This is a genomic window from Burkholderia sp. BCC0405 (assembly GCF_902833075.1).
Lineage (GTDB): Bacteria > Pseudomonadota > Gammaproteobacteria > Burkholderiales > Burkholderiaceae > Burkholderia.
The window spans coordinates 146,571-168,713 of the sequence record NZ_CADFEO010000010.1 but is presented as its reverse complement, the minus strand read 5'-3'; the positions used below and the strand labels follow the sequence as shown (position 1 = coordinate 168,713).

Annotated in this window: 23 protein-coding genes; 15 read left to right on the top strand and 8 right to left on the bottom strand. The window is 66.0% G+C overall.

Annotated elements, in window-relative coordinates:
* Nucleotides 1-114: 114 nt before the first annotated feature.
* From HWX36_RS18605 to ftsB, 4 genes are all read left to right on the top strand, one after another.
* Entirely contained in the window at nucleotides 115-1,773 is a 1,659-nt protein-coding gene (locus tag HWX36_RS18605; RefSeq protein ID WP_175953495.1) for a CTP synthase, read from the top strand.
* Entirely contained in the window at nucleotides 1,770-2,624 is an 855-nt protein-coding gene (gene kdsA, locus HWX36_RS18600) for a 3-deoxy-8-phosphooctulonate synthase (protein WP_175953493.1), read from the top strand. The genes HWX36_RS18605 and kdsA overlap by 4 nt, the downstream gene beginning before the upstream one ends.
* A gap of 106 nt (nucleotides 2,625-2,730) precedes the next feature.
* A complete protein-coding gene (gene eno, locus HWX36_RS18595) occupies nucleotides 2,731-4,014 on the top strand; it encodes a phosphopyruvate hydratase (RefSeq protein ID WP_011352544.1) in 1,284 nt (427 codons plus the stop codon).
* 81 nt (nucleotides 4,015-4,095) lie between these two features.
* Nucleotides 4,096-4,539: a cell division protein FtsB gene (gene ftsB, locus HWX36_RS18590; protein ID WP_175953491.1), complete on the top strand. Its 444-nt coding sequence runs from the start codon at nucleotides 4,096-4,098 to the stop codon at nucleotides 4,537-4,539.
* A gap of 66 nt (nucleotides 4,540-4,605) precedes the next feature.
* Here ftsB and HWX36_RS18585 read toward each other — a convergent pair whose 3' ends face one another.
* The 3 genes from HWX36_RS18585 to HWX36_RS18575 form a co-directional block, all read right to left on the bottom strand.
* Nucleotides 4,606-4,968: a hypothetical protein gene (locus HWX36_RS18585; RefSeq protein WP_175953488.1), complete on the bottom strand. Its 363-nt coding sequence runs from the start codon at nucleotides 4,966-4,968 to the stop codon at nucleotides 4,606-4,608.
* 134 nt (nucleotides 4,969-5,102) lie between these two features.
* Nucleotides 5,103-6,053: an Hsp33 family molecular chaperone HslO gene (gene hslO / locus HWX36_RS18580; protein ID WP_175953486.1), complete on the bottom strand. Its 951-nt coding sequence runs from the start codon at nucleotides 6,051-6,053 to the stop codon at nucleotides 5,103-5,105.
* A 25-nt stretch (nucleotides 6,054-6,078) separates the two neighbouring features.
* Nucleotides 6,079-6,603 (bottom strand): gamma carbonic anhydrase family protein, encoded by a 525-nt coding sequence (locus tag HWX36_RS18575; protein WP_071334714.1) that lies wholly within the window; start codon nucleotides 6,601-6,603, stop codon nucleotides 6,079-6,081.
* A gap of 148 nt (nucleotides 6,604-6,751) precedes the next feature.
* Between HWX36_RS18575 and HWX36_RS18570 the strand changes: the two genes are divergently transcribed.
* The 10 genes from HWX36_RS18570 to HWX36_RS18525 all read left to right on the top strand — a co-directional run bounded on the left by HWX36_RS18570 (nucleotide 6,752) and on the right by HWX36_RS18525 (nucleotide 15,832).
* Nucleotides 6,752-7,609: a ferritin-like domain-containing protein gene (locus HWX36_RS18570; RefSeq protein ID WP_175953484.1), complete on the top strand. Its 858-nt coding sequence runs from the start codon at nucleotides 6,752-6,754 to the stop codon at nucleotides 7,607-7,609.
* Nucleotides 7,610-7,797: 188 nt separating this feature from the next.
* Nucleotides 7,798-8,688: an alpha/beta hydrolase gene (locus tag HWX36_RS18565; protein WP_175953482.1), complete on the top strand. Its 891-nt coding sequence runs from the start codon at nucleotides 7,798-7,800 to the stop codon at nucleotides 8,686-8,688.
* Between the two features lie 81 nt (nucleotides 8,689-8,769).
* Entirely contained in the window at nucleotides 8,770-9,600 is an 831-nt protein-coding gene (locus HWX36_RS18560) for a 3',5'-nucleoside bisphosphate phosphatase (RefSeq protein WP_175953480.1), read from the top strand.
* Between the two features lie 73 nt (nucleotides 9,601-9,673).
* The gene (locus tag HWX36_RS18555; RefSeq protein ID WP_175953478.1) at nucleotides 9,674-10,306 is read left to right on the top strand and encodes an L-threonylcarbamoyladenylate synthase; all 633 of its coding nucleotides are present in this window, start codon (nucleotides 9,674-9,676) and stop codon (nucleotides 10,304-10,306) included.
* Between the two features lie 49 nt (nucleotides 10,307-10,355).
* Nucleotides 10,356-11,018 carry a site-2 protease family protein gene (locus HWX36_RS18550; RefSeq protein ID WP_175953476.1) on the top strand — a complete coding sequence of 221 codons (663 nt, stop codon included), beginning with the start codon at nucleotides 10,356-10,358 and terminating at the stop codon, nucleotides 11,016-11,018.
* An 8-nt stretch (nucleotides 11,019-11,026) separates the two neighbouring features.
* The gene (locus HWX36_RS18545; RefSeq protein ID WP_175953474.1) at nucleotides 11,027-12,229 is read left to right on the top strand and encodes a tryptophan--tRNA ligase; all 1,203 of its coding nucleotides are present in this window, start codon (nucleotides 11,027-11,029) and stop codon (nucleotides 12,227-12,229) included.
* Nucleotides 12,230-12,237: 8 nt separating this feature from the next.
* Complete coding sequence (locus tag HWX36_RS18540; protein ID WP_175953471.1) at nucleotides 12,238-12,840, top strand: class I SAM-dependent methyltransferase; 603 nt, start codon at nucleotides 12,238-12,240, stop codon at nucleotides 12,838-12,840.
* A gap of 48 nt (nucleotides 12,841-12,888) precedes the next feature.
* Nucleotides 12,889-13,794, top strand: a complete 906-nt coding sequence (gene dapA / locus HWX36_RS18535; RefSeq protein ID WP_175953469.1) for a 4-hydroxy-tetrahydrodipicolinate synthase — start codon at nucleotides 12,889-12,891, stop codon at nucleotides 13,792-13,794.
* A 111-nt stretch (nucleotides 13,795-13,905) separates the two neighbouring features.
* A complete protein-coding gene (gene bamC / locus HWX36_RS18530) occupies nucleotides 13,906-15,051 on the top strand; it encodes an outer membrane protein assembly factor BamC (protein WP_175953467.1) in 1,146 nt (381 codons plus the stop codon).
* Nucleotides 15,052-15,055: 4 nt separating this feature from the next.
* Nucleotides 15,056-15,832, top strand: a complete 777-nt coding sequence (locus HWX36_RS18525; RefSeq protein WP_175953465.1) for an MBL fold metallo-hydrolase — start codon at nucleotides 15,056-15,058, stop codon at nucleotides 15,830-15,832.
* Between the two features lie 113 nt (nucleotides 15,833-15,945).
* Here HWX36_RS18525 and HWX36_RS18520 read toward each other — a convergent pair whose 3' ends face one another.
* The 3 genes from HWX36_RS18520 to HWX36_RS18515 are packed head-to-tail and all read right to left on the bottom strand — an operon-like array spanning nucleotide 15,946 to nucleotide 17,661.
* Nucleotides 15,946-16,209, bottom strand: a complete 264-nt coding sequence (locus HWX36_RS18520; protein ID WP_021162672.1) for a hypothetical protein — start codon at nucleotides 16,207-16,209, stop codon at nucleotides 15,946-15,948.
* Complete coding sequence (locus HWX36_RS37790; RefSeq protein WP_075122947.1) at nucleotides 16,139-16,384, bottom strand: hypothetical protein; 246 nt, start codon at nucleotides 16,382-16,384, stop codon at nucleotides 16,139-16,141. The genes HWX36_RS18520 and HWX36_RS37790 overlap by 71 nt, the downstream gene beginning before the upstream one ends.
* 56 nt (nucleotides 16,385-16,440) lie before the next feature.
* Nucleotides 16,441-17,661, bottom strand: coding sequence for a cupin domain-containing protein (locus HWX36_RS18515; RefSeq protein ID WP_175953463.1), 1,221 nt, complete (start codon nucleotides 17,659-17,661; stop codon nucleotides 16,441-16,443).
* Between the two features lie 32 nt (nucleotides 17,662-17,693).
* Here HWX36_RS18515 and HWX36_RS18510 point away from each other — a divergent pair, with 32 nt between their 5' ends.
* Nucleotides 17,694-18,236, top strand: a complete 543-nt coding sequence (locus tag HWX36_RS18510) for a peptidylprolyl isomerase (protein ID WP_175953461.1) — start codon at nucleotides 17,694-17,696, stop codon at nucleotides 18,234-18,236.
* Here HWX36_RS18510 and HWX36_RS18505 read toward each other — a convergent pair.
* Nucleotides 18,216-19,487, bottom strand: a complete 1,272-nt coding sequence (locus HWX36_RS18505; RefSeq protein ID WP_175953459.1) for a hypothetical protein — start codon at nucleotides 19,485-19,487, stop codon at nucleotides 18,216-18,218. The two genes, HWX36_RS18510 and HWX36_RS18505, sit on opposite strands and share 21 nt — an antisense overlap.
* Nucleotides 19,468-22,125, bottom strand: coding sequence for a DNA mismatch repair protein MutS (mutS, locus tag HWX36_RS18500; RefSeq protein ID WP_175953457.1), 2,658 nt, complete (start codon nucleotides 22,123-22,125; stop codon nucleotides 19,468-19,470). Before mutS ends, HWX36_RS18505 begins: the two co-directional genes overlap by 20 nt.
* Nucleotides 22,126-22,143: the final 18 nt, after the last annotated feature.

Here is a 22,143-nt window from a genome sequence, read left to right as displayed (position 1 = left end):
CCCCGGCGCGCACGGCCGGTTCGGGCTGGCGGGAAAGGGCGCGATCATCGAGTCAATTGCTGAGAGAAGGGCGGGCTTTACGGTATAATCCGTTTTTCCCGCGAGCATCCAGCGATGACCAAATATGTTTTCGTCACCGGCGGCGTAGTTTCTTCCCTTGGCAAGGGTATTGCCGCCGCTTCCCTCGCCGCGATCCTTGAATCGCGCGGTCTGAAAGTCACCCTCCTCAAACTCGATCCCTACATCAACGTCGACCCCGGCACGATGAGCCCGTTCCAGCACGGGGAAGTGTTCGTGACGGAAGATGGAGCGGAGACCGACCTCGACCTCGGCCACTATGAGCGCTTCATCAGCACGAAGATGCGCAAGGCCAACAACTTCACGACCGGCCAGATCTACGAATCGGTGATCCGCAAGGAACGCCGCGGCGACTATCTCGGCAAGACCGTGCAGGTCATTCCGCACATCACGAACGAAATCCAGGCGTTCATCGAGCGCGGGGCCGCGTCGGCCACCTGCGGTGAGCCGGACGTCGCGATCGTCGAGATCGGCGGCACGGTCGGCGACATCGAATCGCTGCCGTTCCTGGAAGCCGCGCGCCAGATGAGCCTGCGCCTCGGCCGCAACAGCGCGTGCTTCGTGCACCTGACGCTGGTGCCGTACGTCGCGACGGCCGGCGAGCTGAAGACGAAGCCGACCCAGCACAGCGTGCAGAAGTTGCGCGAGATCGGCATTCTGCCGCACGTGCTGCTGTGCCGTGCGGACCGCCGCATTCCGGACGACGAATCGAAGAAGATCTCGATGTTCTCCAACGTGCCGGAAGACGCCGTGATCTCGGTGTGGGACGCCGACAGCATCTACAAGATTCCGCAGATGCTGCACGACCAGGGCCTCGATCGCATCATCTGCGAGGAACTGAAGCTGTCGCCGAAGGACGCCGACCTGACCATGTGGTCGGAGCTCGTCGAGAAGCTCGAGAACCCGAAGCACGAAGTGACGATCGGCATGGTCGGCAAGTATGTCGACCTGACCGAGTCGTACAAGTCGCTGATCGAAGCGCTGCGCCATGCATCGCTGCACACGTCGACCAAGGTCAACATCGAGTACATCGACTCGGAAGAGATCGAGACGAACGGTGTCGACAGCCTGAAGCACCTCGACGCCGTGCTGGTGCCGGGCGGTTTCGGTCGTCGCGGCACGGAAGGCAAGATCGCGGCGATCCGCTACGCGCGTGAAGCCAAGGTGCCGTATCTCGGCATCTGCCTCGGCATGCAGCTCGCGGTGATCGAGTTCGCGCGCGACGTCGTCGGCCTGAAGCAGGCGAACAGCACGGAATTCGAACCGGATACGCCGGAACGCGTGGTCGCGCTGATCACCGAGTGGTACGACCGTGACGGCAAGGTCGAGACGCGCACCGAGGAATCCGATCTCGGCGGCACGATGCGCCTGGGTTCGCAGCGCTGCCCGATCAAGCCGGGCACGATGGCGGAAGAAATCTATGGCAAGGACGTGAACGAGCGCCATCGCCACCGTTATGAAGTCAATAACCGCTTCGTGCCCCAGCTCGAAGCCGGCGGCCTTATCATCAGCGCCCGTACCCCGAGCGAGGATCTGCCGGAAATGATGGAATTGCCGCGTTCGATGCACCCGTGGTTCGTCGGCGTCCAGTTCCACCCGGAATTCACGTCCACCCCGCGTGACGGTCATCCCCTCTTCAAGTCGTTCGTCGAAGCTGCGCTTGCCAACAAGCAGGCGCGCGGAGTGCAAGCATGAAGCTGTGCGATTTCGAGGTCGGTCTCGACCAGCCTTTCTTCCTGATCGCGGGTACCTGCGTCGTCGAATCGGAGCAAATGACGATCGACACGGCGGGCCGCCTGAAGGAGATCTGCGCGAAGCTGAACGTTCCGTTCATCTACAAGTCGTCGTATGACAAGGCGAACCGCAGCTCGGGCAAGTCGTTTCGGGGCCTTGGAATGGACGAGGGCCTGCGGATTCTTTCCGAGGTGAAGCGCCAGCTCGGCCTGCCGGTGTTGACCGACGTGCATTCGATCGAAGAGATCGAGCAGGTCGCGTCGGTGGTCGACGTGCTGCAGACGCCGGCCTTCCTGTGCCGCCAGACCGATTTCATCCATGCGTGCGCGCGCTCGGGCAAGCCCGTCAACATCAAGAAGGGCCAGTTTCTCGCGCCGCACGACATGAAGAACGTGATCGACAAGGCGCGCGAAGCGGCGCGTGAAGCGGGGCTGTCGGAGGATCGCTTCATGGCGTGCGAGCGCGGTGTCTCGTTCGGCTACAACAATCTGGTGTCGGACATGCGTTCGCTCGCGATCATGCGCGAGACGGGCGCCCCGGTCGTGTTCGATGCGACCCACTCGGTGCAGCTGCCGGGCGGGCAGGGCACGAGCTCGGGCGGCCAGCGCGAATTCGTGCCGGTGCTCGCACGTGCGGCGGTCGCGACGGGCGTCGCGGGCCTGTTCATGGAGACGCATCCGAATCCGGCCGAAGCAAAGTCGGACGGCCCGAACGCGGTTCCGCTGAACCGGATGGGCGCGCTGCTGGAGACCCTCGTCACGCTCGACCAGGCGGTGAAGCGCAGTCCGTTCCTGGAAAACGATTTCAATTAAAGATCGAATGAACCTTGCGACGGCTTCGCGCGTCAGTAGCGAAAGCGGTCCGGGCGCGTGCGCCGTCGCAGTTTGAAGAATCCATCGTCATTCTCAGAGGAAACCCATGAGTGCAATCGTAGATATCATCGGCCGCGAGATTCTGGATTCGCGCGGCAACCCCACCGTCGAATGCGACGTGCTGCTCGAATCGGGCACGATGGGCCGCGCGGCGGTGCCGTCGGGCGCCTCCACCGGCTCGCGTGAAGCGATCGAACTGCGCGACGGCGAAGCCGGCCGCTACAACGGCAAGGGTGTGCTGAAGGCAGTCGAGCATATCAACACCGAAATCTCCGAAGCCATCATGGGCCTCGACGCGTCGGAACAGGCGTTCCTCGACAAGACGCTGCTCGAGCTGGACGGCACCGACAACAAGTCGCGCCTCGGCGCGAACGCGATGCTGGCCGTGTCGATGGCCGTCGCGAAGGCAGCCGCCGAAGAGGCAGGCCTGCCGCTGTACCGCTACTTCGGCGGCTCGGGCGCAATGCAACTGCCGGTGCCGATGATGAACATCGTCAACGGCGGCGCGCACGCGAACAACAGCCTCGACATCCAGGAATTCATGATCGTCCCGGTGAGCCAGCCGACGTTCCGTGAAGCCCTGCGTTGCGGCGCTGAAGTGTTCCACGCACTGAAGAAGATCCTGAGCGACCGCGGCATGAGCACGGCAGTCGGCGACGAAGGCGGCTTCGCGCCGAACTTCGGCAGCAACGACGAGTGCCTGTCGACGATCCTGCAGGCGATCGAGAAGGCCGGCTATCGTGCAGGCGAAGACGTGCTGCTCGCGCTCGACTGCGCGGCATCCGAGTTCTACCACGACGGCAAGTACCAGCTCGCGGGCGAAGGCCTGCAACTGTCGTCGGCCGAATTCACCGATTACCTCGCGACGCTTGCCGACAAGTTCCCGATCGTGTCGATCGAGGACGGCATGCACGAAAGCGACTGGGAAGGCTGGAAGCTGCTGACCGATCGCCTCGGCAAGAAGGTTCAGCTGGTCGGCGACGATCTGTTCGTCACGAACACGCGCATCCTGAAGGAAGGCATCGAGAAGGGCATCGCGAACTCGATCCTCATCAAGATCAACCAGATCGGTACGCTGACCGAAACGTTCGCGGCAATCGAAATGGCGAAGCGCGCAGGCTACACGGCCGTGATCTCGCACCGCTCGGGCGAAACGGAAGATTCGACGATCGCGGACATCGCGGTCGGCCTGAACGCCGGTCAGATCAAGACGGGTTCGCTGTCGCGCAGCGACCGTATTTCGAAGTACAACCAGCTGCTGCGCATCGAGGAAGATCTCGGCGACATCGCAAGCTACCCGGGTAAATCGGCTTTCTATAACCTGCGCTAACGCGCTACTATCGGGTTCGTCATATCGACGCCGCTCTGTGCATGTGCGCGGAGCGGCGCTTCTTATATCTGCGGTTCTTACATGCGGCTTGTCACTGTCGTCCTGATTGCCTTGCTGGCGCTCATTCAGTATCCCCTATGGTGGGGACACGGCGGCTGGCTGCGGGTGCATGAATTGCGTCAGCAGCTCGACGACCAGCTCCAGAAGAACGCGGACGAGAAGCTGCGCAACGAGCGCACCGCAGGCGAAGTGCAGGATCTGCAGAGCGGCACCGCGGCCATCGAAGAGCGCGCGCGCTACGAGATGGGCATGGTGAAGGACGGCGAGGTATTCGTGCAGTTCGTATCGCCGAATGCGCCTGCTGCACCGCTGAACAACACGCCGTCTAATACGTCGACGCGCGGCGCCGTATCGGCGGCACCGGTGCGTGTCGTGCCGAATCCGCAGTCGATCGCGAAGCCGTCGCGGCATCATGGCGGCGACCAAGGCCGCGCATCACTGAGCACGATGGCTCGAACCCATTGAAAAAGCGCGGGAAATGCCGCGCTTTTTTATTTCCTGCCGGTAGTCAATCGACTGAGCGATGCACGCTCACCACCACCATCCCGGGTAGCCGTAGCTGATGCCCGTGCCCCAGCGATTGCCCCATCCGCCGTAATACCCGCCGTAGACGGTCACGGGCGGCGGCGAGTAATAGGCCCACGCGCGCGCGGCGGCCTCGGCCGCCATCGCGTTGTTCTGTTCGCGCAGCACCTGCTGGTCGATCTCGTCATAGCGCTTGCGTTCGGCGCTCGACAGCGCGGGCGGCTGGCCGCCCGATGCAGCGGGTTCGGGCAGGCGGCTCAGGATCGTGGATGTCGGCGGCGGCATCGCGCAGCCGGCAAGCGCGAGCGTGCCGGCTGCAACGCTCGTCAGGACGATGGTGCGAAACGGTCGATGAAGCGGGCGATTCATGTGTTTCTCCTGCAGCGCGCCGACGACGGGAAGCGGCTTGCGCCGAAGTGCGCGACTTCGGCGCCGGGGCCGTGCGTGCGACGCTCGTGCGTCATTATGCGCCCGTGCCCGGACGGCGGGCATCGGGCTCCTGCTCAGTGGCGCTGCCCGGTCGCGGGCGCGATGCCCGTCTCGACGCCGGGTGCCGCGAACAGCTGTGCAACGTCGACCGGATCGAATTCATAGCGCTGATTGCAGAACTCGCAATGGATCTCGACGTGGCCGCGCTCGACGATCACGCTGTCGACTTCTTCACGGCCGAGCATGCGCAGCATCGCACCGACCTTCTCGCGCGAGCACGAGCACTGGAAGCGCGTGCCGGCCGGTTCGAAGTGCTGCACGTTTTCCTGCCAGAACAGCCGGCGAAACACGACTTCCGGTTCGACCTCGAGCAGTTCCTGCGCGGACAGCGTGCCGCCCAGCGTGCAGACGCGCTCCCACGTATCGGTATCGGTTTCGGCGTTACGCGGCACGATGCCGCCGTCGCCCGGCAGCTTCTGCAGCAGCATCCCGACCGCGCGGTCGCGATCGGCCGCGAGCCACATCCGCGTGTCGAGCTGCTCCGAGTGATGCATGTAATGCTCGAGCACCTGCGAGACGGATTCGAGCGGGCCGTCGACGCCGTTCAGCGGCACGATGCCCTGGTACGGCTGCTGGCCCGGCAGCTTGTCGGCCGGGTCGAGCGTGATCACGCAACGGCCGTGACCGCTGGCATTGACGAGCGACGCGAAGCTCGTGTCGTCGCCGATCGTCTGGGCGGCATCGCCGGCGAACTTCGCGGTGGCCCGCATCGACAGATCCGAACCGCACTGGACGACCAGCATCTGGACCGGCCCGTCGCCGAAGATCTGCATGATCAGGGTGCCGTTGAATTTCAGGTTCGCGGACAGCAGCGCGCACGCGGCCATCATCTCGCCGAGCACCGTGCGCACGGGGGCGGGGTAGTCGCGGCGGGAGAGCACTTCCTGCCACGTATTGCGCAGCGAAACGATCTCGCCGCGCACGGGCGCCGCATTGAACATGAATTTCTGTAACTGGTCGCTCACTCTTCTTCCTTGAAATCCGTGCGAATCACCCGATCCGCACGAGTTGCTCCTTGAAATGCGCACGCCGCTCGACGTACGTCTTCGCGTTCGTGCGTAGTCGCGCAATGTCTTCCGCCGACAGCTCGCGCACGACTTTCGCCGGTGCGCCGAGAATCAGCGAGTTGTCCGGGAACGTCTTGCCCTCCGTCACGACCGCGCCGGCACCGACCAGACAGTTGCGGCCGATCACCGCTCCATTCAAGACCACCGCCTGGATACCGACCAGCGAACCTTCTCCGATCGTGCAGCCGTGCAGCATGGCCTGGTGCCCGATCGTCACGTTTTCGGCAATCGTCAGCGGAAAGCCGGGATCCGTGTGCAGGACCGCACCTTCCTGGACGTTGCTGCCTGCACCGACGGTAATCGTCTCGTTGTCGCCGCGAATCGTCGCGCCGAACCAGACGCTCGCGTTCTCCTCGAGCACGACCTTGCCGATGATGGCCGCCGTATCGGCGACGAATACGCTTTCGTGGATCGTCGGGGCCGTATCGCCCAGCTTGTAGATCGTCACGGAGTCTCCTTGTCTCTTCGATGAAGGGCGCCGGTAGAATGGCGCGTCTGGTTTGCCCGGCGCATTCGCATGCGCCGCGGAACAATCGCCTATTGTAAACCGTCGCGTGCATGCGCTCCCGCGATGCGCGCGCAGGGTGTCCCCGTTTATGAGCATGGAGTCTTCTTCTTTCGATACTGCACCGGCCTGCGTGCGCCGCGCCGCGCTTGCCGCGCTGCGTGACGCCGAACCCGCGGCCAAGGCCGCACAGGTGCGCGCGCTCCACGATGCGCTGCTGGCCGGGCAGGCGGCGATCGCTCCGTCGCTCGAATTGCCCGAGCCGGCCGATCTGCCCGGGCGCCCGGCGCGGCCGCCGCTCGTCGAGCCGCGCCAGCTCGAGCGACGCAGCATGCGTTCGCCTGAAGGGCGCGCCGTGCTGCTGCACGCGCTTGCCCATATCGAGTTCAATGCGATCAACCTGGCGCTCGACGCGGTCTGGCGTTTCGCGGGCCTGCCCGACGCGTTTTACGCGGACTGGCTGAAGGTCGCGGCCGAGGAGGCCTATCACTTCACGCTGCTGTCCGACCGGCTGGCGGCATTCGGGCAGGCGTACGGCGATTTTCCCGCGCACAACGGTCTGTGGGAGATGTGCGAGCGGACCAAGGGCGACGTGCTGGCGCGCATGGCGCTCGTGCCGCGCACGCTCGAGGCCCGCGGGCTCGACGCGTCGCCGCCGATCCGCGCGCGGCTCGTGCAGGCGGGCGACGATGCGTCGGCCGCGATCCTCGACGTGATCCTGCGCGACGAAATCGGCCATGTCGCGATCGGCAACCGTTGGTTCCGGCATCTGTGCGACGAAGCCGGCTGCGATCCCGTGCCGACCTACCGACACCTCGCCGAGCAATACCATGCGCCACGGCTGCGTGGCCCGTTCAATTTCGATGCGCGCCGCGATGCCGGATTCGAGCAGGCTGAACTCGACGAACTGGCCGCGCAGGACGCCGCGGACGGAAACGCGGCGCGTTAGCCGGATCGTGTCCAGTTGCGTGTCGCCTGCCGCCAGGCCGGCCCGCGCACCCGGCTGATGGCACTTCCCGGCCGTTTCGTCGGACCTTCGAGCCGACGCACCGCTAGAGCGGCGCCTCGATTGCCGGACGCCGGAAAGAGGGCGGCGCCGCTATAATCGAACGACCATTCTTTTTTCTGGCGGCTGCAATGAGTGCCTCGAGTTCTGTTTCCGATTTCGTCACGGTGCGCGGCGTCCAGCTGCATGTCCGGCGCTGGGGCCGGCCCGATGCGCCGACGCTGTTCATGCTGCACGGCTGGATGGACGTTGCGGCGTCGTTCCAGTTCGTCGTCGATGCACTCGCGGGCGACTGGCAGGTGATCGCGCCCGATGCACGCGGTTTCGGGCTGTCCGACTGGCCGGTCGCCCGGCAGGGCGGCGGTCACTACTGGTTCCACGAATACCTGGGCGACCTCGATGCGCTCGTCGACCACTATGCGCCGACCGGCGAAGTCAATCTGGTCGGGCACAGCATGGGCGCGAACGTCGTGTGCCTGTATGCCGGCGCGCGGCCGGAGCGCGTGCGGCGCGTGGTCGATCTCGAGGGTTTCGGACTGGCGCCCGCGCGGGCCGAACAGGCGCCGCGCCGGCTGCGCGCCTGGCTCGACGAGTTGCGCGAACCGCCCGCCCTGCGTCCTTATGCGTCACTCGACGACGTGGCGGCGCGCCTGACCAAGACCAATCCGCGCCTCGACCCGCGCCGGGCGGCGTTCCTCGCCGCGCACTGGTCGAAGCGCGGCGACGACGGCCTCTACCACCTGCTGGCCGACCCCGCGCACAAGATGCCGGGCCCGCAGTTGTACCGGCTCGACGAAGTGATGGCCACCTGGGCACAGGTACGCGCGAAGGTGCTGCACGTCGAGGCCGTCAATTCGCCGACGCTGGCACATATCGCTGGCGACATCCCGCTGCCGGAATTCAAGGCGCGTTTCAATGCGTTCCCCGACTGGCGCGAGAAGCTCGTCGAAGATGCCGGCCACATGGTGCATCACGACCAGCCCGAGCAGATCGCGGCGCTGATCGAGGCGTTCTGCGCGTGAGCGCACGGCGGCAGCGGCAGGGCAGGCGGGCGGCGCATTGCCGCGTTGCAGTAGAATAAAGGCTTACCTGCCATACCGACAATGAACGCCGATCTCCACTGCCATTCGAATGTTTCCGACGGGTTGCTGCCGCCTGCCGACGTCGCGCGCCGCGCCCATGCCGGCGGCGTGACCCTGTGGGCGTTGACCGACCACGACGAGATCGGCGGCCAGGCGGCGGCGCGCAGCGAAGCGGAAGCGCTCGGCATGCGCTACCTGAGCGGCGTCGAGATTTCGGTCACGTGGGCGTCGCGCACCGTGCACATCGTCGGCCTGAATGTCGATCCCGCGAATCCGGTGCTGGTCGACGGCCTGTACCGCACGCGCCACGGCCGTGCGGCGCGCGCGGTAGCGATCGGCGAGCAGCTCGCCACGCTCGGCATTCCCGGGGCGTACGAAGGCGCGTTGAGGTACGTGTCGAATCCCGACCTGATCTCGCGCACGCACTTCGCCCGCTTTCTCGTCGAGAACGGTCACGCCACGTCGACGTCCGACGTGTTCGATCGTATGCTCGGCGACGGCAAGCCCGGGTTCGTCCCGCACCGCTGGGCGACGCTGCCCGACGCCGTCGCATGGATTCGGGCGGCCGGCGGCGAAGCCGTGGTCGCGCATCCGGGCCGTTACCGCTATACGCCCGTCGAATTCGACGCGTTCTTCGGCGAGTTCATCGATCTGGGCGGCCGCGCGATCGAGGTCGTCACGGGCAGCCACACACCCGACCAGTACCGCGAATACGCGGACGTCGCACGCCGCTTCGGCTTCGAAGCGTCGCGCGGCTCGGATTTCCATGCGCCAGGCGAGGGCCGTGTCGAGCTCGGCGGCCTGCCGCCGTTGCCGCCCGACCTGACGCCGGTCTGGGAGCGCTGGCTCTGACACCGGGCGGCGGCCTGCCACCCGCGTTGCTGCCGGCCGCGCGCACCCGACTTCTCCCCCTTTACGTACCCCCATGTCCCAGTTCTTCAGGATTCATCCGGATAATCCGCAGCCGCGCCTGATCAAGCAGGCCGTGGAAATCGTCAGCAAGGGCGGCGTGATCGCGATGCCGACCGATTCGAGCTATGCGCTCGCTTGCCATCTCGACGACAAGGACGCGGTCGAGCGCGTGCGCCGGATTCGTGGCCTCGACGAGAGGCAGCACCTGTCGCTGCTCGTGCGCGACCTGTCGGAGCTCGCCAACTTCGCGATGGTCGACAACCGCCAGTACCGGCAGATCAAGTCGGTGACACCGGGCCCGTACGTCTTCATCCTGCAGGCCACGAAGGAAGTGCCGCGCCGGCTGTCGCACCCGTCGCGCAAGACGATCGGGCTGCGCGTGCCCGATCACGCGATTACGCTCGCGCTGCTCGAATCGCTCGGCCAGCCGCTGCTCGGCACGACGCTGATCCTGCCGCCGGACGACGAGCCGCTCAACGATCCCGAAGAAATCCGCATGCGGCTCGAGAAACAGGTCGATCTCGTGATCGACGGCGGCGCATGCCCGCGCGAGCCGTCGACGGTGATCGACCTGACTGGCGACGAACCCGAGCTCGTGCGTGCGGGGCGTGGCGCGCTCGAACCGTTCGGACTCTCGGCCGCGTAAGCGCGCCGTTCCATTTTTTGCGCGAGTGCGCTTGTTACAATAACGCGATATGGATGCTTCCCTGATACAGACCATCGCCGTCTACGCGCTGCCCGTGATCTTCGCGATCACGTTGCACGAGGCCGCGCACGGCTACGCCGCCCGCCTGCTGGGCGACAACACCGCCTACATGATGGGGCGCGTGTCGTTCAACCCGATGCGCCACATCGATCCGCTCGGCACGATCGCGATCCCGCTCGCGATGTATTTCCTGACGGGCGGCGCGTTCCTGTTCGGCTATGCGAAGCCGGTGCCGGTGTCGTTCGGCAACCTGCGCGATCCGCGCTGGGGCAGCTTGTGGGTATCGCTCGCGGGGCCGGCCTGCAACTTCGTGCAGGCGCTGATCTGGGGCGTGCTGACCCTCGTGCTGCCTGCCGTCGGCATCGACGAGCCGTTCTTCACGCGGATGGCGTTTGCGGGCGTCAGCGCGAACCTCGTGCTCGGCGTGCTGAACCTGTTTCCGTTGCCGCCGCTCGACGGCGGCCGCATCCTGGCGGCGCTGCTGCCGACGAAGCAATCGATCGCGCTGTCGCGCATCGAGCCGTACGGTTTCATCATCGTCCTCCTGCTGGTCGCGACGGGCGTACTGACGAACTTCTGGCTGCGCCCGCTCGTCAACGTCGGCTATGCCGTCCTGAGCGCCATCCTGTCCCCATTCGCTTCGCTTCTCTAACGACAATCATGTTCCCTGAACGTATTTTCTCCGGCATGCGACCCACCGGGTCGCTGCACCTCGGTCATTACCACGGCGTGCTGAAAAACTGGGTGAAACTGCAGTCCGAGTACCCGTGCTTCTTCTGCGTTGTCGACTGGCATGCGCTGACGACGCACTACGAGACTCCCGAGGTCATCGAGAAGAACGTGTGGGACGTGCTGATCGACTGGCTCGCGTCCGGCATCGATCCGGCGCAGGCCACGCTGTTCATCCAGAGCAAGGTGCCGGAGCATGCCGAACTCGCGCTGCTGCTCGGCATGAGCACGCCGCTCGGCTGGCTCGAACGCGTGCCGACCTACAAGGAGCAGATGGAGAAGCTGAAGGACAAGGATCTGTCGACCTACGGCTTCCTCGGCTATCCGGTGCTGATGGCGGCCGACATCCTGCTGTATCGCGGCTCGCTCGTGCCGGTCGGTGAAGACCAGGTGCCGCACGTCGAGATGACGCGCGAGATCGCGCGCCGCTTCAACTACCTATACGGCCGCGAGCCGGGCTTCGAGGAGAAGGCGCTCGACGCTGCAAAGAAACTCGGCGGCAAGCGCGCGAAGATCTATCACGAGCTGCGCAACGCGTATCAGCAGGAGGGCGACGACGAGGCGCTCGAACAGGCGCGCGCGATGCTGCAGGAATCGCAGAGCCTGTCGATGAGCGACCGCGAGCGCCTGTTCGGCTATCTCGAAGGCGCGCGCAAGATCATCCTGGTCGAGCCGCAGGCGCTGCTGACCGAAGCATCGCGGATGCCCGGCCTCGACGGGCAGAAGATGTCGAAGTCGTACGGCAACACGATTGGCCTGCGCGAGGACGCCGAGACGATCACGAAGAAGGTCCGCACGATGCCGACCGATCCCGCGCGCGTGCGCCGCACGGATCCGGGCGATCCCGACAAGTGCCCGGTGTGGCAGCTGCACCAGGTCTATACCGATGAAGCGACGCACGACTGGGTGCAGAAGGGCTGCCGCTCGGCGGGCATCGGCTGCCTCGACTGCAAGCAGCCGGTCGTCGAAGGCATCCTGCGCGAACAGCAGCCGATGCTCGAGCGCGCCCAGAAGTACATGGACGATCCGTCGCTGTTGCGCGCGATCGTCGCGGACGGTTGCGACAAGGCGCGCAAGTACGCGACGGAAACGATGCGCGACGTGCGCGACGCGATGGGCCTGTCGTACAACTGATCGACCGCATGAGTGCATCCGTCATCGCCGCCGCGGGCGGCCACGTCGCCCAGGCTGAGCCGTCGCGCTGGGTCGCGCAATGGTCGCGGCTCGTGCCGTCAGGCGGCGCGGTGCTGGATGTTGCTGCGGGCGGCGGCCGCCATGCGCGCTGGTTCGCGTCGCACGGGCATCCGGTCGTCGCACTCGATCGCGATCCGGCCGCACTGGCCGCATTGCGGGCGATATCGGGCGTCGATGCACGCGATGCCGATCTCGAAGGCGCGCCTTGGCCGCTGCCGGCCGGCGAACAGTTTGCGGCGGTGGTCGTTACCCATTATCTGCATCGTCCGCTCTGGCCCCATCTGCTCGATGCGGTGGCGCCGGGCGGCGTGCTCATCTACGAAACCTTCGCGCAAGGAAACGAAACGGTCGGGAAACCGTCTAATCCCGCGTTCCTGCTCGCCCCGGGCGAGCTGCTGGACGCCGTGCATGGCCGCCTGCGGGTGGTCGCGTACGAGGACGGGTTCGTCGCCGCGCCGCGCGAGGCGTTCGTCCAGCGTCTCTGCGCAGTGCGCGAGGGCGCGACCCCGAAGGCGGGGGCGGGAATTCCACGTTACGAACTGCCCGGCTAATCCGCTACAATCTCAATGTTTACCGGTACATAATCTCAATCGCGTTTCATGGCTAACGGCACCCAAGACGGCATTCAAATCCGCGGCAGCATCCCCGCGATCGTCACCCCGATGCTCGAAGACGGCAGTCTCGACCTGCCGGCGTTTCGCAAACTGATCGACTGGCATATCGCGGAAGGCACCGATGCGCTCGTCGTGGTCGGTACGAGCGGCGAATCGGCAACGCTCAACGTCGAAGAGCACATCCTGATGATCCGCACGGCGGTCGAGCATGCGGCGAAACGCATCCCGATCATCGCGGGCGCAGGCGGCAACTCGACCGCCGAGGCGATCGAGCTGACGAAGCACGCGAAGGCTGTCGGCGCGGACGCGACGCTGCAGGTCGTGCCGTACTACAACAAGCCGACGCAGGAAGGCATGTACCGTCACTTCAAGACGATCGCCGAAGCGGTCGATCTGCCGGTGATCCTATACAACGTACCGGGCCGCACGGTCGCGGACATGGCGAACGAGACGATGCTGCGCCTCGCGGGCGTGCCGGGCATCATCGGTGTGAAGGAGGCGACCGGCAATATCGATCGCGCCGCGCACCTGATCAAGGCCGCGCCGAAGCATTTCGCGATCTACAGCGGCGACGATCCGACCGCGATCGCGCTGATGCTGCTCGGCGGCCACGGCAACATCTCGGTGACGGCGAACGTCGCACCGCGTGCGATGAGCGACCTGTGCCGCGCGGCGCTGGCCGGTGACGTACAGACGGCCCGTGCGTTGCACATGAAGCTGCTGTCGCTGCACAAGAACCTGTTCATCGAGGCGAACCCGATTCCGGTGAAGTGGGCGCTGCAGGCGATGGGCAAGATGCAGGGCGGCATCCGGCTGCCGCTCACGGCGCTCGACGAGCGCTGCCACGAAGCCGTGCGTTCGGCCCTCGTCGAGGCCGGCGTCCTCGCCTGATGCCGAGGCGGCCGCGTCCTGCGGCCGCCGGCTCGAACCCTGATCAACCCGCACCGGCCGGCTCCGTCCGGCGCCGCTCCTGACGAGCGTTCTAGCAAGACGAAGGATTTCATGAAACGTTTCGCCTTTTCCTCTCGCGCCATCCAGATGTCGGTGGTGGTGCTGGCGCTGGGCGCGCTCGCCGGCTGCGATACGCTGAACGACTACCTGGCCCCTGACCGGGTCAACTACAAGAACACCGGTTCGGCGCCGCCGCTCGCGGTGCCGAGCGATCTGAAGCCGGTGCCGACGACCCAGCAGTTCGTCGCGCCGCCGACCAACGCCGGCCTCGGCACGCTGCCGCAGCGGGTCACGACGCAGGCCGGCAACGCGACCGACGGCGTTCCGAGCGCGCAGGATCCGCTGGGCATGCACATCGAGCGCGACGGCGACCGCCGCTGGCTTGTCGTCGATGGCCGGACGCCCGAGCAGTTGTGGCCGATCCTGAAGGAGTTCTGGCAGGAGAACGGCTTCTCGCTGAAGACCGATGCGCCGTCGACGGGCATCATGGCGACCGACTGGGCTGAAAACCGTGCGAGTATTCCCGACGACTGGTTCCGCCGCACGATCGGCAAGGTCATCGATTTCGCGTATTCGTCGGGCACGCGCGACCGCTTCCGTACGCTCGTGAACCGCACGTCGGACGGCAACACCGATATCTCGATTACGCACAGCGCGATGGAAGAAAAGATGGTCGGCCCGCAGGGCGGCACGTCGTCGCGCTGGGAAGAGCGTCCGCGCAACCCGGTGCTCGAAGCCGTATTCCTGTCGAAGCTGATGCAGAAGTTCGGCCTGACCGATGCGCAGGCGAAGCAGCTGCTGACCGATGCACGTCCCGCAACGGCGCCGGCGCAGGTCAGCGACACGAGCAGCGGCGGGGCGACGCTGCAGCTGGCCGAGTCGTTCGACCGCGCTTGGCTGCGCGTGGGCCTGGCGCTCGACCGCACCAACTTCGCGGTCGACAATCGCGATCGCGAGAAGGGTGTGTATACTGTGCGCTATGCGAACACGATGGAAGAGCTCAAGCGTGACGGCCTGTTCGGCAAGCTGTTCTACGGCGGCCCGTCGGCCGCGAAGCCGGGCAAGGAATTCCTGGTCAACGTGCGTGCTCAGGGCAATGGCAGCACGCTGGTCGCAGTGGTCGGCGCAGACGGCCAGGTCGACAACTCGTCGGACGCGCAGCGGATCATTTCGCTGCTCCACGCGCAGCTGAACTGAGCGCGTGCGATTCTCCAGCCTCGGAAGCGGCAGCGAAGGCAACGCGCTGGTCGTCGAGGCCTCGAGCGGCACGACGACCACCCGCGTGCTGCTCGACTGCGGCTTTTCCGCCAAGGAGGTCGAGCGCAGGCTCGGCCGACTGAATCTCTGCATCGGGGATCTCGATGCGATCCTCATTACCCACGAACACAGCGACCACGTCGGCAGTGCGCTGACGCTCGCCCGTCGCGCATCGCTGCCGCTCTACATGAGCTGGGGTACCGCGCGCGCGGTCGGTGCGGACGAGGCGGATGTCGATCTCCACGTGCTGTGGGGCGACGAGACGGCCGCGATACGCGATCTGGCCGTAATGCCCTATACGGTCCCTCACGATGCGCGCGAACCGCTCCAGTTCGTCTTTATGGACGGCTCCAGCCGGCTCGGCGTGCTGACGGACGTCGGAATGGCCACGCCTCACATCACGGCCGTGCTGAGCGGCTGTGACGCGCTGGTGCTCGAATCCAACCACGACACCGCGATGCTGGCTGCGAGCCGCTATCCGCAATCGCTGAAGGCACGTATCGGCGGCAACCACGGCCACCTGAGCAACGACGCCGCGGCGGACATCCTTGCGTCGCTTGAACGCAGCCGCCTCAAGCACCTGGTCGCGGCGCACCTGAGTCAGCAGAACAATCTGCCGGAACTGGTCCGTCAGGCGTTTGGCGGCGTATTGGGGACGACCGGGGAAGACGTGGTCGTGGCCACGCAGGACGCGGGCTTCGACTGGCTGGCGCTCGGATGAGCGGGGCAGGGCCGCTGCGGCGGCCCGGTGTGGCTGCCGTGCGACAGACGCGGAAACGGCAGACGTAAAAAAACCGGCCCTCGGGCCGGTTTTTTTTCAGCTGACGCTGAGGCTTACTGGCTTGCGCCCGAAGCCGGAGCAGCCGTCGCTGCCGAAGCAGCCGACGCCACTGCAGCAGCAGCGTCGCTCGCAGCAGCCGTTGCCGACGAAGCAGCAGCCGAAGCGTCGCTCGCAGCACCAGCAACTGCCGAAGCAGCCGACGAAGCAGCAGCAGCCGCGTCGCTTGCAGCCGACGAAGCAGCTTGATCAGCGCTCTTGTTGCAAGCAGCCAGTGCAACAGCAGCCAACAGGGAAGCTACGAGGAGGGATTTCTTCATGATCACGTCCTTTTATGGTTAAAGGTAAGCAACAGCGCGAAACAATACCGGTAATGTGCTCCAACACCGACCTGGGCCGCTGGTGGAGATGCACTTCTAGAGCGTGAATCTTCCCTACGGCTTGGGCGGAAATTATATGCACTTTCCTATCGACCGTCGACAAATGCGGGGTCAATACGTTGTCTTTCCCATACAGAATTTGATCCGTACGGGTATACGGGGCGACTCACACTAATTCCGGCTTCCGACCCGTATCCAGCCCGCACAATACCACTCGTGCAACAAGGCTGTCATCGAGGGAACCCGGGATAGTGTTACAAACCGTTTCGCCTCCATCTTGCGTTGATTGGCCAGTTCGGGCAGCCATTCGCCGGCCTGCTCGAGTGATCCTTCTTCGCCATTAATGAAGTACGAGCGCGCGTTATACATCAATGCGGCCCTTCTGTCGAGACACACGCCACGACGTGATGCTTGCGTGACGAACGCGGCCTCGGACAGCGGGCGCGCCGGCGGGTCGAAAACGACGTTCGGCTTGGGCTCGCTCAGGTAGCAGCCGAGGAATTCGGCGACGTCCCGCTTGCGCCAGCGGATCGCGTCGACGATCTCGGCAACGCGCTCGACCATCGCCGGCGGCAGCTGCGCGGGCGTGTCGACGGCCGGCTGCTTCGGATCGCGGTACAGGTCGTCGCCGCGGCCATCGCGCAGTCCGCCACGCTCCGCGAGATAGTACAGGAACTGGGCGCCCAGTTCGCCGGCGGACGGGGCCCGGAAGCCGATCGAGCAGGTCATGCATTCGCCTTCGGCGACGCCATCGTGCGCGATGTGCGGCGGCAGGTAGAGCATGTCGCCGGGTTCCAGCACCCATTCGTCGCTCGGCTCGAAGTTTTCGAGGATCTTCAGCGGTACGTCCGGCTGCAGCGACAGGTCCTTCTGCGCACCGACGCGCCAGCGGCGCCGGCCTTCGACCTGCAGCAGGAATACGTCATATGAATCGAAGTGCGGGCCGACGCCGCCGCCGTCCGTCGCATACGAGATCATCAGGTCGTCCAGACGCGCGTCGGGGATGAAGCGGAAGCGGTCAAGCAGTGCGCGCGCGGCATCGACGTGCAGGTCGAGCCCCTGCACGAGCAGGGTCCAGGCCTTGCGCGTGACGGCCGGCAGCGTGTCGGGCTCGAACGGGCCGTGCTTCAGTTGCCACTTGTTACGAAAATGGGTGATCAGTCGCGATTCCGCGTCATAGTCTGCAGCGAGCTCGAACAGCGCGTCGCGCGAGACCGGCGACGCGACGCCGGGGATCGCCTGGCGGATCAGGAGCGGCTTCTTCTGCCAGTAGCCGCGCATGAATTGCGCCGGCGTAAGACCGCCGAGCAGCGGTGTGGGAAGATCGGAAGGCGGCGCGCCGTGCGGGGTGGCAGCGGCATCCCGCGGTTCGGCTTGAGACCGGTTACGCATCGTATAATGAGAGTTGTATTTGGGAGAATTGGATGAAAATCGCAAAAAACACCGTCGTGTCGGTCACTTACAAGCTGTCGGACGTACAGGGCAATCTGATCGAGGAAAGTGACGAGCCGATGGTCTATCTGCACGGCGGCTATGATGGCACGTTCCCCAAGATCGAGGAACAGCTCGACGGCCACGAGCCCGGCTACGAGGCGCAGGTTCAGCTCGAGCCGCAGGACGCATTCGGCGACTACGATCCCGAACTCGTGAAGATCGAGCCGCGCGACCGTTTTCCCGAGCCGCTCGAAGTGGGTATGCAGTTCGAAGGCACGCCGGAAGACGGCGACGAGGAAGTCGATTCGCTGATCTATACGGTCACCGATATCGCCGAAGACAAGGTCGTGCTCGACGGCAACCACCCGCTGGCAGGCATGGCGCTGCGTTTCGCACTTACCGTGAAGGACGTTCGCGAAGCAACCGAAGACGAAATCGAGCATGAGCACGCGCATGGCGCAGAAGGGCTCGAGATCGTCGACGAGGACGAAGACGAAGACGGTGAGGCGCCGTCAGGGCGTACCCTGCACTGAACTCGCAGGCAGGCCGGGTGCCGGCCCCGACGCAGGGACCGGCGCCGGCCACGACGCGCCGCCCGGTGCGGCGCTGTCACCCTGCAACGGCGGCGCGACCGACGACGAGTCGGGCAGCGCCGGCAACGCGGGGATTTCCGGCATCTGCGGCAGCGGCACGTCGTCACGCGGCACGAGCGGCAGCGCGGGCGGCACGGGGAGGTTCTTCGGCACCTCCTGCAGGCTTACGTTGAAGATCGTCTGCCGTGCCGGCGACACGCTCACCTTGACCCACTGATTCGTCGGATGGCGCGGTCCGATCGCGACGCGCGTGACGTTTCCTACCAGTTCACCGTCGTCTGCGCGCAGCGGACGGTCGATCAGAAATCCGTTCGCAAGCGGTTCGCCGCTTGCGTGCATCACGAGTATCGGGCCGCGGAACGTCGCCGCCGCCTTCACCAGCGTTCGTTTCAACTCACGGAAGCCGTCGCGCACGCGCGGCCGGTTGAAGCGCAGCCATGCGAAGCGTTCCGCGCGTTCATAGCGTTCGAACTGTGGATCGCCTTCGAACATCACCACCATCGCGCGTGCCTCGCGCCGCTTCGCGTATTCGGCCGCGTGGTCGATCCAGAAACCGTTCGCGATGATGCGATCCTCGAATTCGCCGTTGCGGCCGCCGGCCGTCAGGTAGTGGTTGTTCGGCGCCGGCGCGTTGAGCGCGACGTAGACGATGTCGTCGCGCATCCAGCGGGCGTTTTCCCGATACGGCCGGAACCGTGCGACTTCGCTTTCCCGCGTGATCTGCAGTGCGCCGGGGTCGGGCAGTGCCGAATCGGCGAGCAGCGTCTGCCGCAGGAAGTCGAGCCGCTCGACCGGGTCGTAGCCGCCGCCGGCCGCGGTGTTGCACGTTACCCAGTCGTCGTGGCCAGGAATGAACACGAGCGGCACGCGTGCCGCATCCAGGATCGCGCCGCGCTGCGAATACAGCGCATCGCGGCACGCTTCCTTCGAACCCTTGAGATTGCCCGCATAGACGACGAACGCGAGGTTGCGCTCGCGCGCGATCGCGTCGAGCAGCCGCTGGGCGGCCGGTTCGTCCGCAGGGGCGTTGATCACACCCGACACGACCGCGAACGAGTAGGGCGGGGTGCTGCGCTTCGGCGGCGCGGCCGAAGCGGTGGCTTGCGCGAGCGCGAGCACGGCCGCGACGAGCGCGGCGGCCATGCGAGCCGGCAGGCCGCGCGGGGGGCGCTTACGCGTGCCCGTCGACATCGTGCGACCGGACCAGCGTGCGCAGTTCGTACAGCAGGTCGAGCGCCTCGCGCGGCTTGAGATCGTCGGGATCGATGTCGCGCAGTTTTTCGAGCGCCGGATGCGGTGTGTCGGGCAGCGCCGGCGCGTCCGCGCATTCGAGATCGTCGGCCGCCACCGGTGGCGCGCTGAACAGGTCGAGTTGCGGCGTGTGCTGCGACGCCGACTGCTGTTCGAGATACGCGAGGTGCTTGCGCGCGGCGCGGATCACGGGCGCCGGAACGCCCGCGAGTTGCGCGACCTGCAGGCCGTAGCTCTGGTTGGCCGGGCCTTCGTTGACCGCGTGCAGGAACACGATGCCGTGGCCGTGCTCGACGGCCGACAGATGGACGTTGGCCGCTTGCGGGAATTCGGCCGGCAGTTGCGTCAGCTCGAAGTAGTGCGTCGCGAACAGCGTATAGCACCCGTTGTGCGCCAGCAGGTGGCGCGCGATGGCCCACGCGAGCGCGAGGCCGTCGAACGTCGACGTGCCGCGGCCGATCTCGTCCATCAGCACGAGGCTTTGCGGCGTCGCGTCGTTGAGGATCGCAGCGGCTTCGGTCATTTCGACCATGAACGTCGAGCGGCCGCCCGCGAGATCGTCCGCCGCGCCGATGCGGGTGAAGATCCGGTCGATCGGGCCGAAGCATGCCGACTTGGCGGGCACGTAGCTGCCCACGTAAGCCATCAGTGCGATCAGTGCGGTTTGCCGCATGAACGTCGACTTACCGCCCATGTTCGGGCCGGTGATCAGCAGCAGCTTGCGCTCGGTGCCGAAGCGGCAGTCGTTCGCGATGAACTGTTCGACCTGCGCTTCGACGACCGGGTGGCGGCCCTGTTCGATTTCGATGCCGATCTCGTCGGTGAAGGTCGGTGCGACCCAGTCGAGTGCGCGGGCGCGTTCGGCGAATGCGGCGAGCAGGTCGAGTTCGGCGAGCGCCGAGGCGACGCGCTGGCACTCGGGGATGAACGGCAACAGCGCCTGCAGCACCGCGTCGTACAGCGCGCGCTCGCGCGCCAGCGCGCGTTCCTGAGCGGACAGCGCCTTGTCCTCGAAGGTTTTCAGTTCGGGCGTGATGTAGCGCTCGGCATTCTTCAGCGTCTGGCGGCGGCGGTAGTCGTCGGGCACCTTGTCGGTCTGGCCGCGCGTGACCTCGATGTAGAAGCCGTGCACCTTGTTGTATTCGACGCGCAGGTTCGCGATGCCGGTGCGCGCGCGTTCACGCGCTTCGAGATCGATCAGGAACTGCCCGCAGTTCTCCGAGATGTCGCGCAGCTCGTCGAGCTCGGCGTCGTAGCCGCGCGCGATTACGCCGCCGTCGCGCACCATGGCGGCCGGCTCGGGTGCAATCGCGCTCGTCAGCAGGTCGAGGCATTCGGCGGGCGGTGCGAGCGCCGCGTCGACACGAGTGAGCGCGTCCGCATTCGCGACGATCGCGCCGATGCGCTCGCGCAGCGCCGGCAGTGCGGCGAACGTGTCGCGCAAGCTCGACAGGTCGCGCGGGCGTGCTGAGAGCAGCGCGAGACGCCCGGTGATCCGTTCGACGTCGGCGATCTGGCGCAGCGCGCTGCGCAACGCATCGAGGCTTGCGTTTGCCGGTGCGTCGAGCAGCGCACCGATTGCCTGCTGGCGCGACTGCGCGGCGACCGACGCGCGCGGCGGGTGATGCAGCCAGTGACGCAGCAGACGGCTGCCCATCGTCGTGCAGCAGGTGTCGAGCAGCGAATACAGGGTCGGCGACTCGGTGCCGCGCAACGTCTCGGTCAGTTCGAGGTTGCGGCGCGTGGCCGGATCGAGACCGATGTACTCGGTTTCGTTCTCGACCTTCAGGCTGCGCACGTGCCGCAGTTGCTGGCCCTGCGTGGCTGCCGCATAGAGCAGCAGCGCGCCGGCTGCGCCGCACGCGCTCGTGAGCGAATGCGCACCGAAACCGTCGAGGCTTGCGACATCGAGCTGGTCGCACAGGCGCTGCGTGCCCGACGCGGTGTCGAAGTGCCATGCCGGCACGCGCTTGCTTGCGCCCGCGCCTGCGGGTACGGCGTCGGTCGCGCCGTCCGGCGTCAGGATCTCGGCCGGCCGGATGCGCTCGAGCGCGGCGGCGAGCTGGTCGGGTTCGATTTCGGCGAGGCGCAGCGCGCCGCTCGCGAGGTTCAGCCACGCAAGGCCGATGTTCACCGCCACACCGCGCTTGTTGTGGCCCGTGCACATCGCGAGCAGGTAAACGTCGTTCTTGTCGGACAGAAGCGCGGCATCGGTCAGCGTGCCGGGCGTGACGACGCGCACGACCTTGCGTTCGACGGGGCCCTTCGACGTGGCCGGGTCGCCGATCTGTTCGCAGATCGCGACCGACTCGCCCATCTTCACGAGCTTCGCGAGATACTGCTCGACCGCGTGATGCGGTACGCCGGCCATCTTGATCGGCGTGCCGGCCGATGCGCCGCGTTGCGTGAGGGTCAGGTCGAGCAGGCGCGCGGCTTTCTCCGCGTCTTCGAAAAACAGCTCGTAGAAGTCGCCCATCCGGTAGAAGACAAGCGTGTCGGGATGGTCGGCCTTGATGCGCAGGTACTGCTGCATCATCGGGGTGTGGCCGGCGAAGGCGTCGGGCGACAGCGTGGTCATAAGTCAGGCGTGAAGTTG

What these genes read in the sequence shown, in the direction of transcription:
- HWX36_RS18565 (WP_175953482.1), top strand. Translation starts at nt 7,798, where the DNA reads ATGAGTGCCTCGAGTTCTGTTTCCGATTTCGTCACGGTGCGCGGCGTC.
- HWX36_RS18510 (WP_175953461.1), top strand. Translation starts at nt 17,694, where the DNA reads ATGAAAATCGCAAAAAACACCGTCGTGTCGGTCACTTACAAGCTGTCG.
- HWX36_RS18515 (WP_175953463.1), bottom strand. Translation starts at nt 17,661, where the DNA reads ATGCGTAACCGGTCTCAAGCCGAACCGCGGGATGCCGCTGCCACCCCG.
- HWX36_RS18555 (WP_175953478.1), top strand. Translation starts at nt 9,674, where the DNA reads ATGTCCCAGTTCTTCAGGATTCATCCGGATAATCCGCAGCCGCGCCTG.
- mutS (WP_175953457.1), bottom strand. Translation starts at nt 22,125, where the DNA reads ATGACCACGCTGTCGCCCGACGCCTTCGCCGGCCACACCCCGATGATG.
- HWX36_RS18550 (WP_175953476.1), top strand. Translation starts at nt 10,356, where the DNA reads ATGGATGCTTCCCTGATACAGACCATCGCCGTCTACGCGCTGCCCGTG.
- kdsA (WP_175953493.1), top strand. Translation starts at nt 1,770, where the DNA reads ATGAAGCTGTGCGATTTCGAGGTCGGTCTCGACCAGCCTTTCTTCCTG.
- eno (WP_011352544.1), top strand. Translation starts at nt 2,731, where the DNA reads ATGAGTGCAATCGTAGATATCATCGGCCGCGAGATTCTGGATTCGCGC.
- ftsB (WP_175953491.1), top strand. Translation starts at nt 4,096, where the DNA reads ATGCGGCTTGTCACTGTCGTCCTGATTGCCTTGCTGGCGCTCATTCAG.
- HWX36_RS18570 (WP_175953484.1), top strand. Translation starts at nt 6,752, where the DNA reads ATGAGCATGGAGTCTTCTTCTTTCGATACTGCACCGGCCTGCGTGCGC.
- HWX36_RS18560 (WP_175953480.1), top strand. Translation starts at nt 8,770, where the DNA reads ATGAACGCCGATCTCCACTGCCATTCGAATGTTTCCGACGGGTTGCTG.
- HWX36_RS18540 (WP_175953471.1), top strand. Translation starts at nt 12,238, where the DNA reads ATGAGTGCATCCGTCATCGCCGCCGCGGGCGGCCACGTCGCCCAGGCT.
- HWX36_RS18585 (WP_175953488.1), bottom strand. Translation starts at nt 4,968, where the DNA reads ATGAATCGCCCGCTTCATCGACCGTTTCGCACCATCGTCCTGACGAGC.
- HWX36_RS18505 (WP_175953459.1), bottom strand. Translation starts at nt 19,487, where the DNA reads ATGTCGACGGGCACGCGTAAGCGCCCCCCGCGCGGCCTGCCGGCTCGC.
- bamC (WP_175953467.1), top strand. Translation starts at nt 13,906, where the DNA reads ATGAAACGTTTCGCCTTTTCCTCTCGCGCCATCCAGATGTCGGTGGTG.
- dapA (WP_175953469.1), top strand. Translation starts at nt 12,889, where the DNA reads ATGGCTAACGGCACCCAAGACGGCATTCAAATCCGCGGCAGCATCCCC.
- HWX36_RS18545 (WP_175953474.1), top strand. Translation starts at nt 11,027, where the DNA reads ATGTTCCCTGAACGTATTTTCTCCGGCATGCGACCCACCGGGTCGCTG.
- HWX36_RS18520 (WP_021162672.1), bottom strand. Translation starts at nt 16,209, where the DNA reads ATGAAGAAATCCCTCCTCGTAGCTTCCCTGTTGGCTGCTGTTGCACTG.
- HWX36_RS18605 (WP_175953495.1), top strand. Translation starts at nt 115, where the DNA reads ATGACCAAATATGTTTTCGTCACCGGCGGCGTAGTTTCTTCCCTTGGC.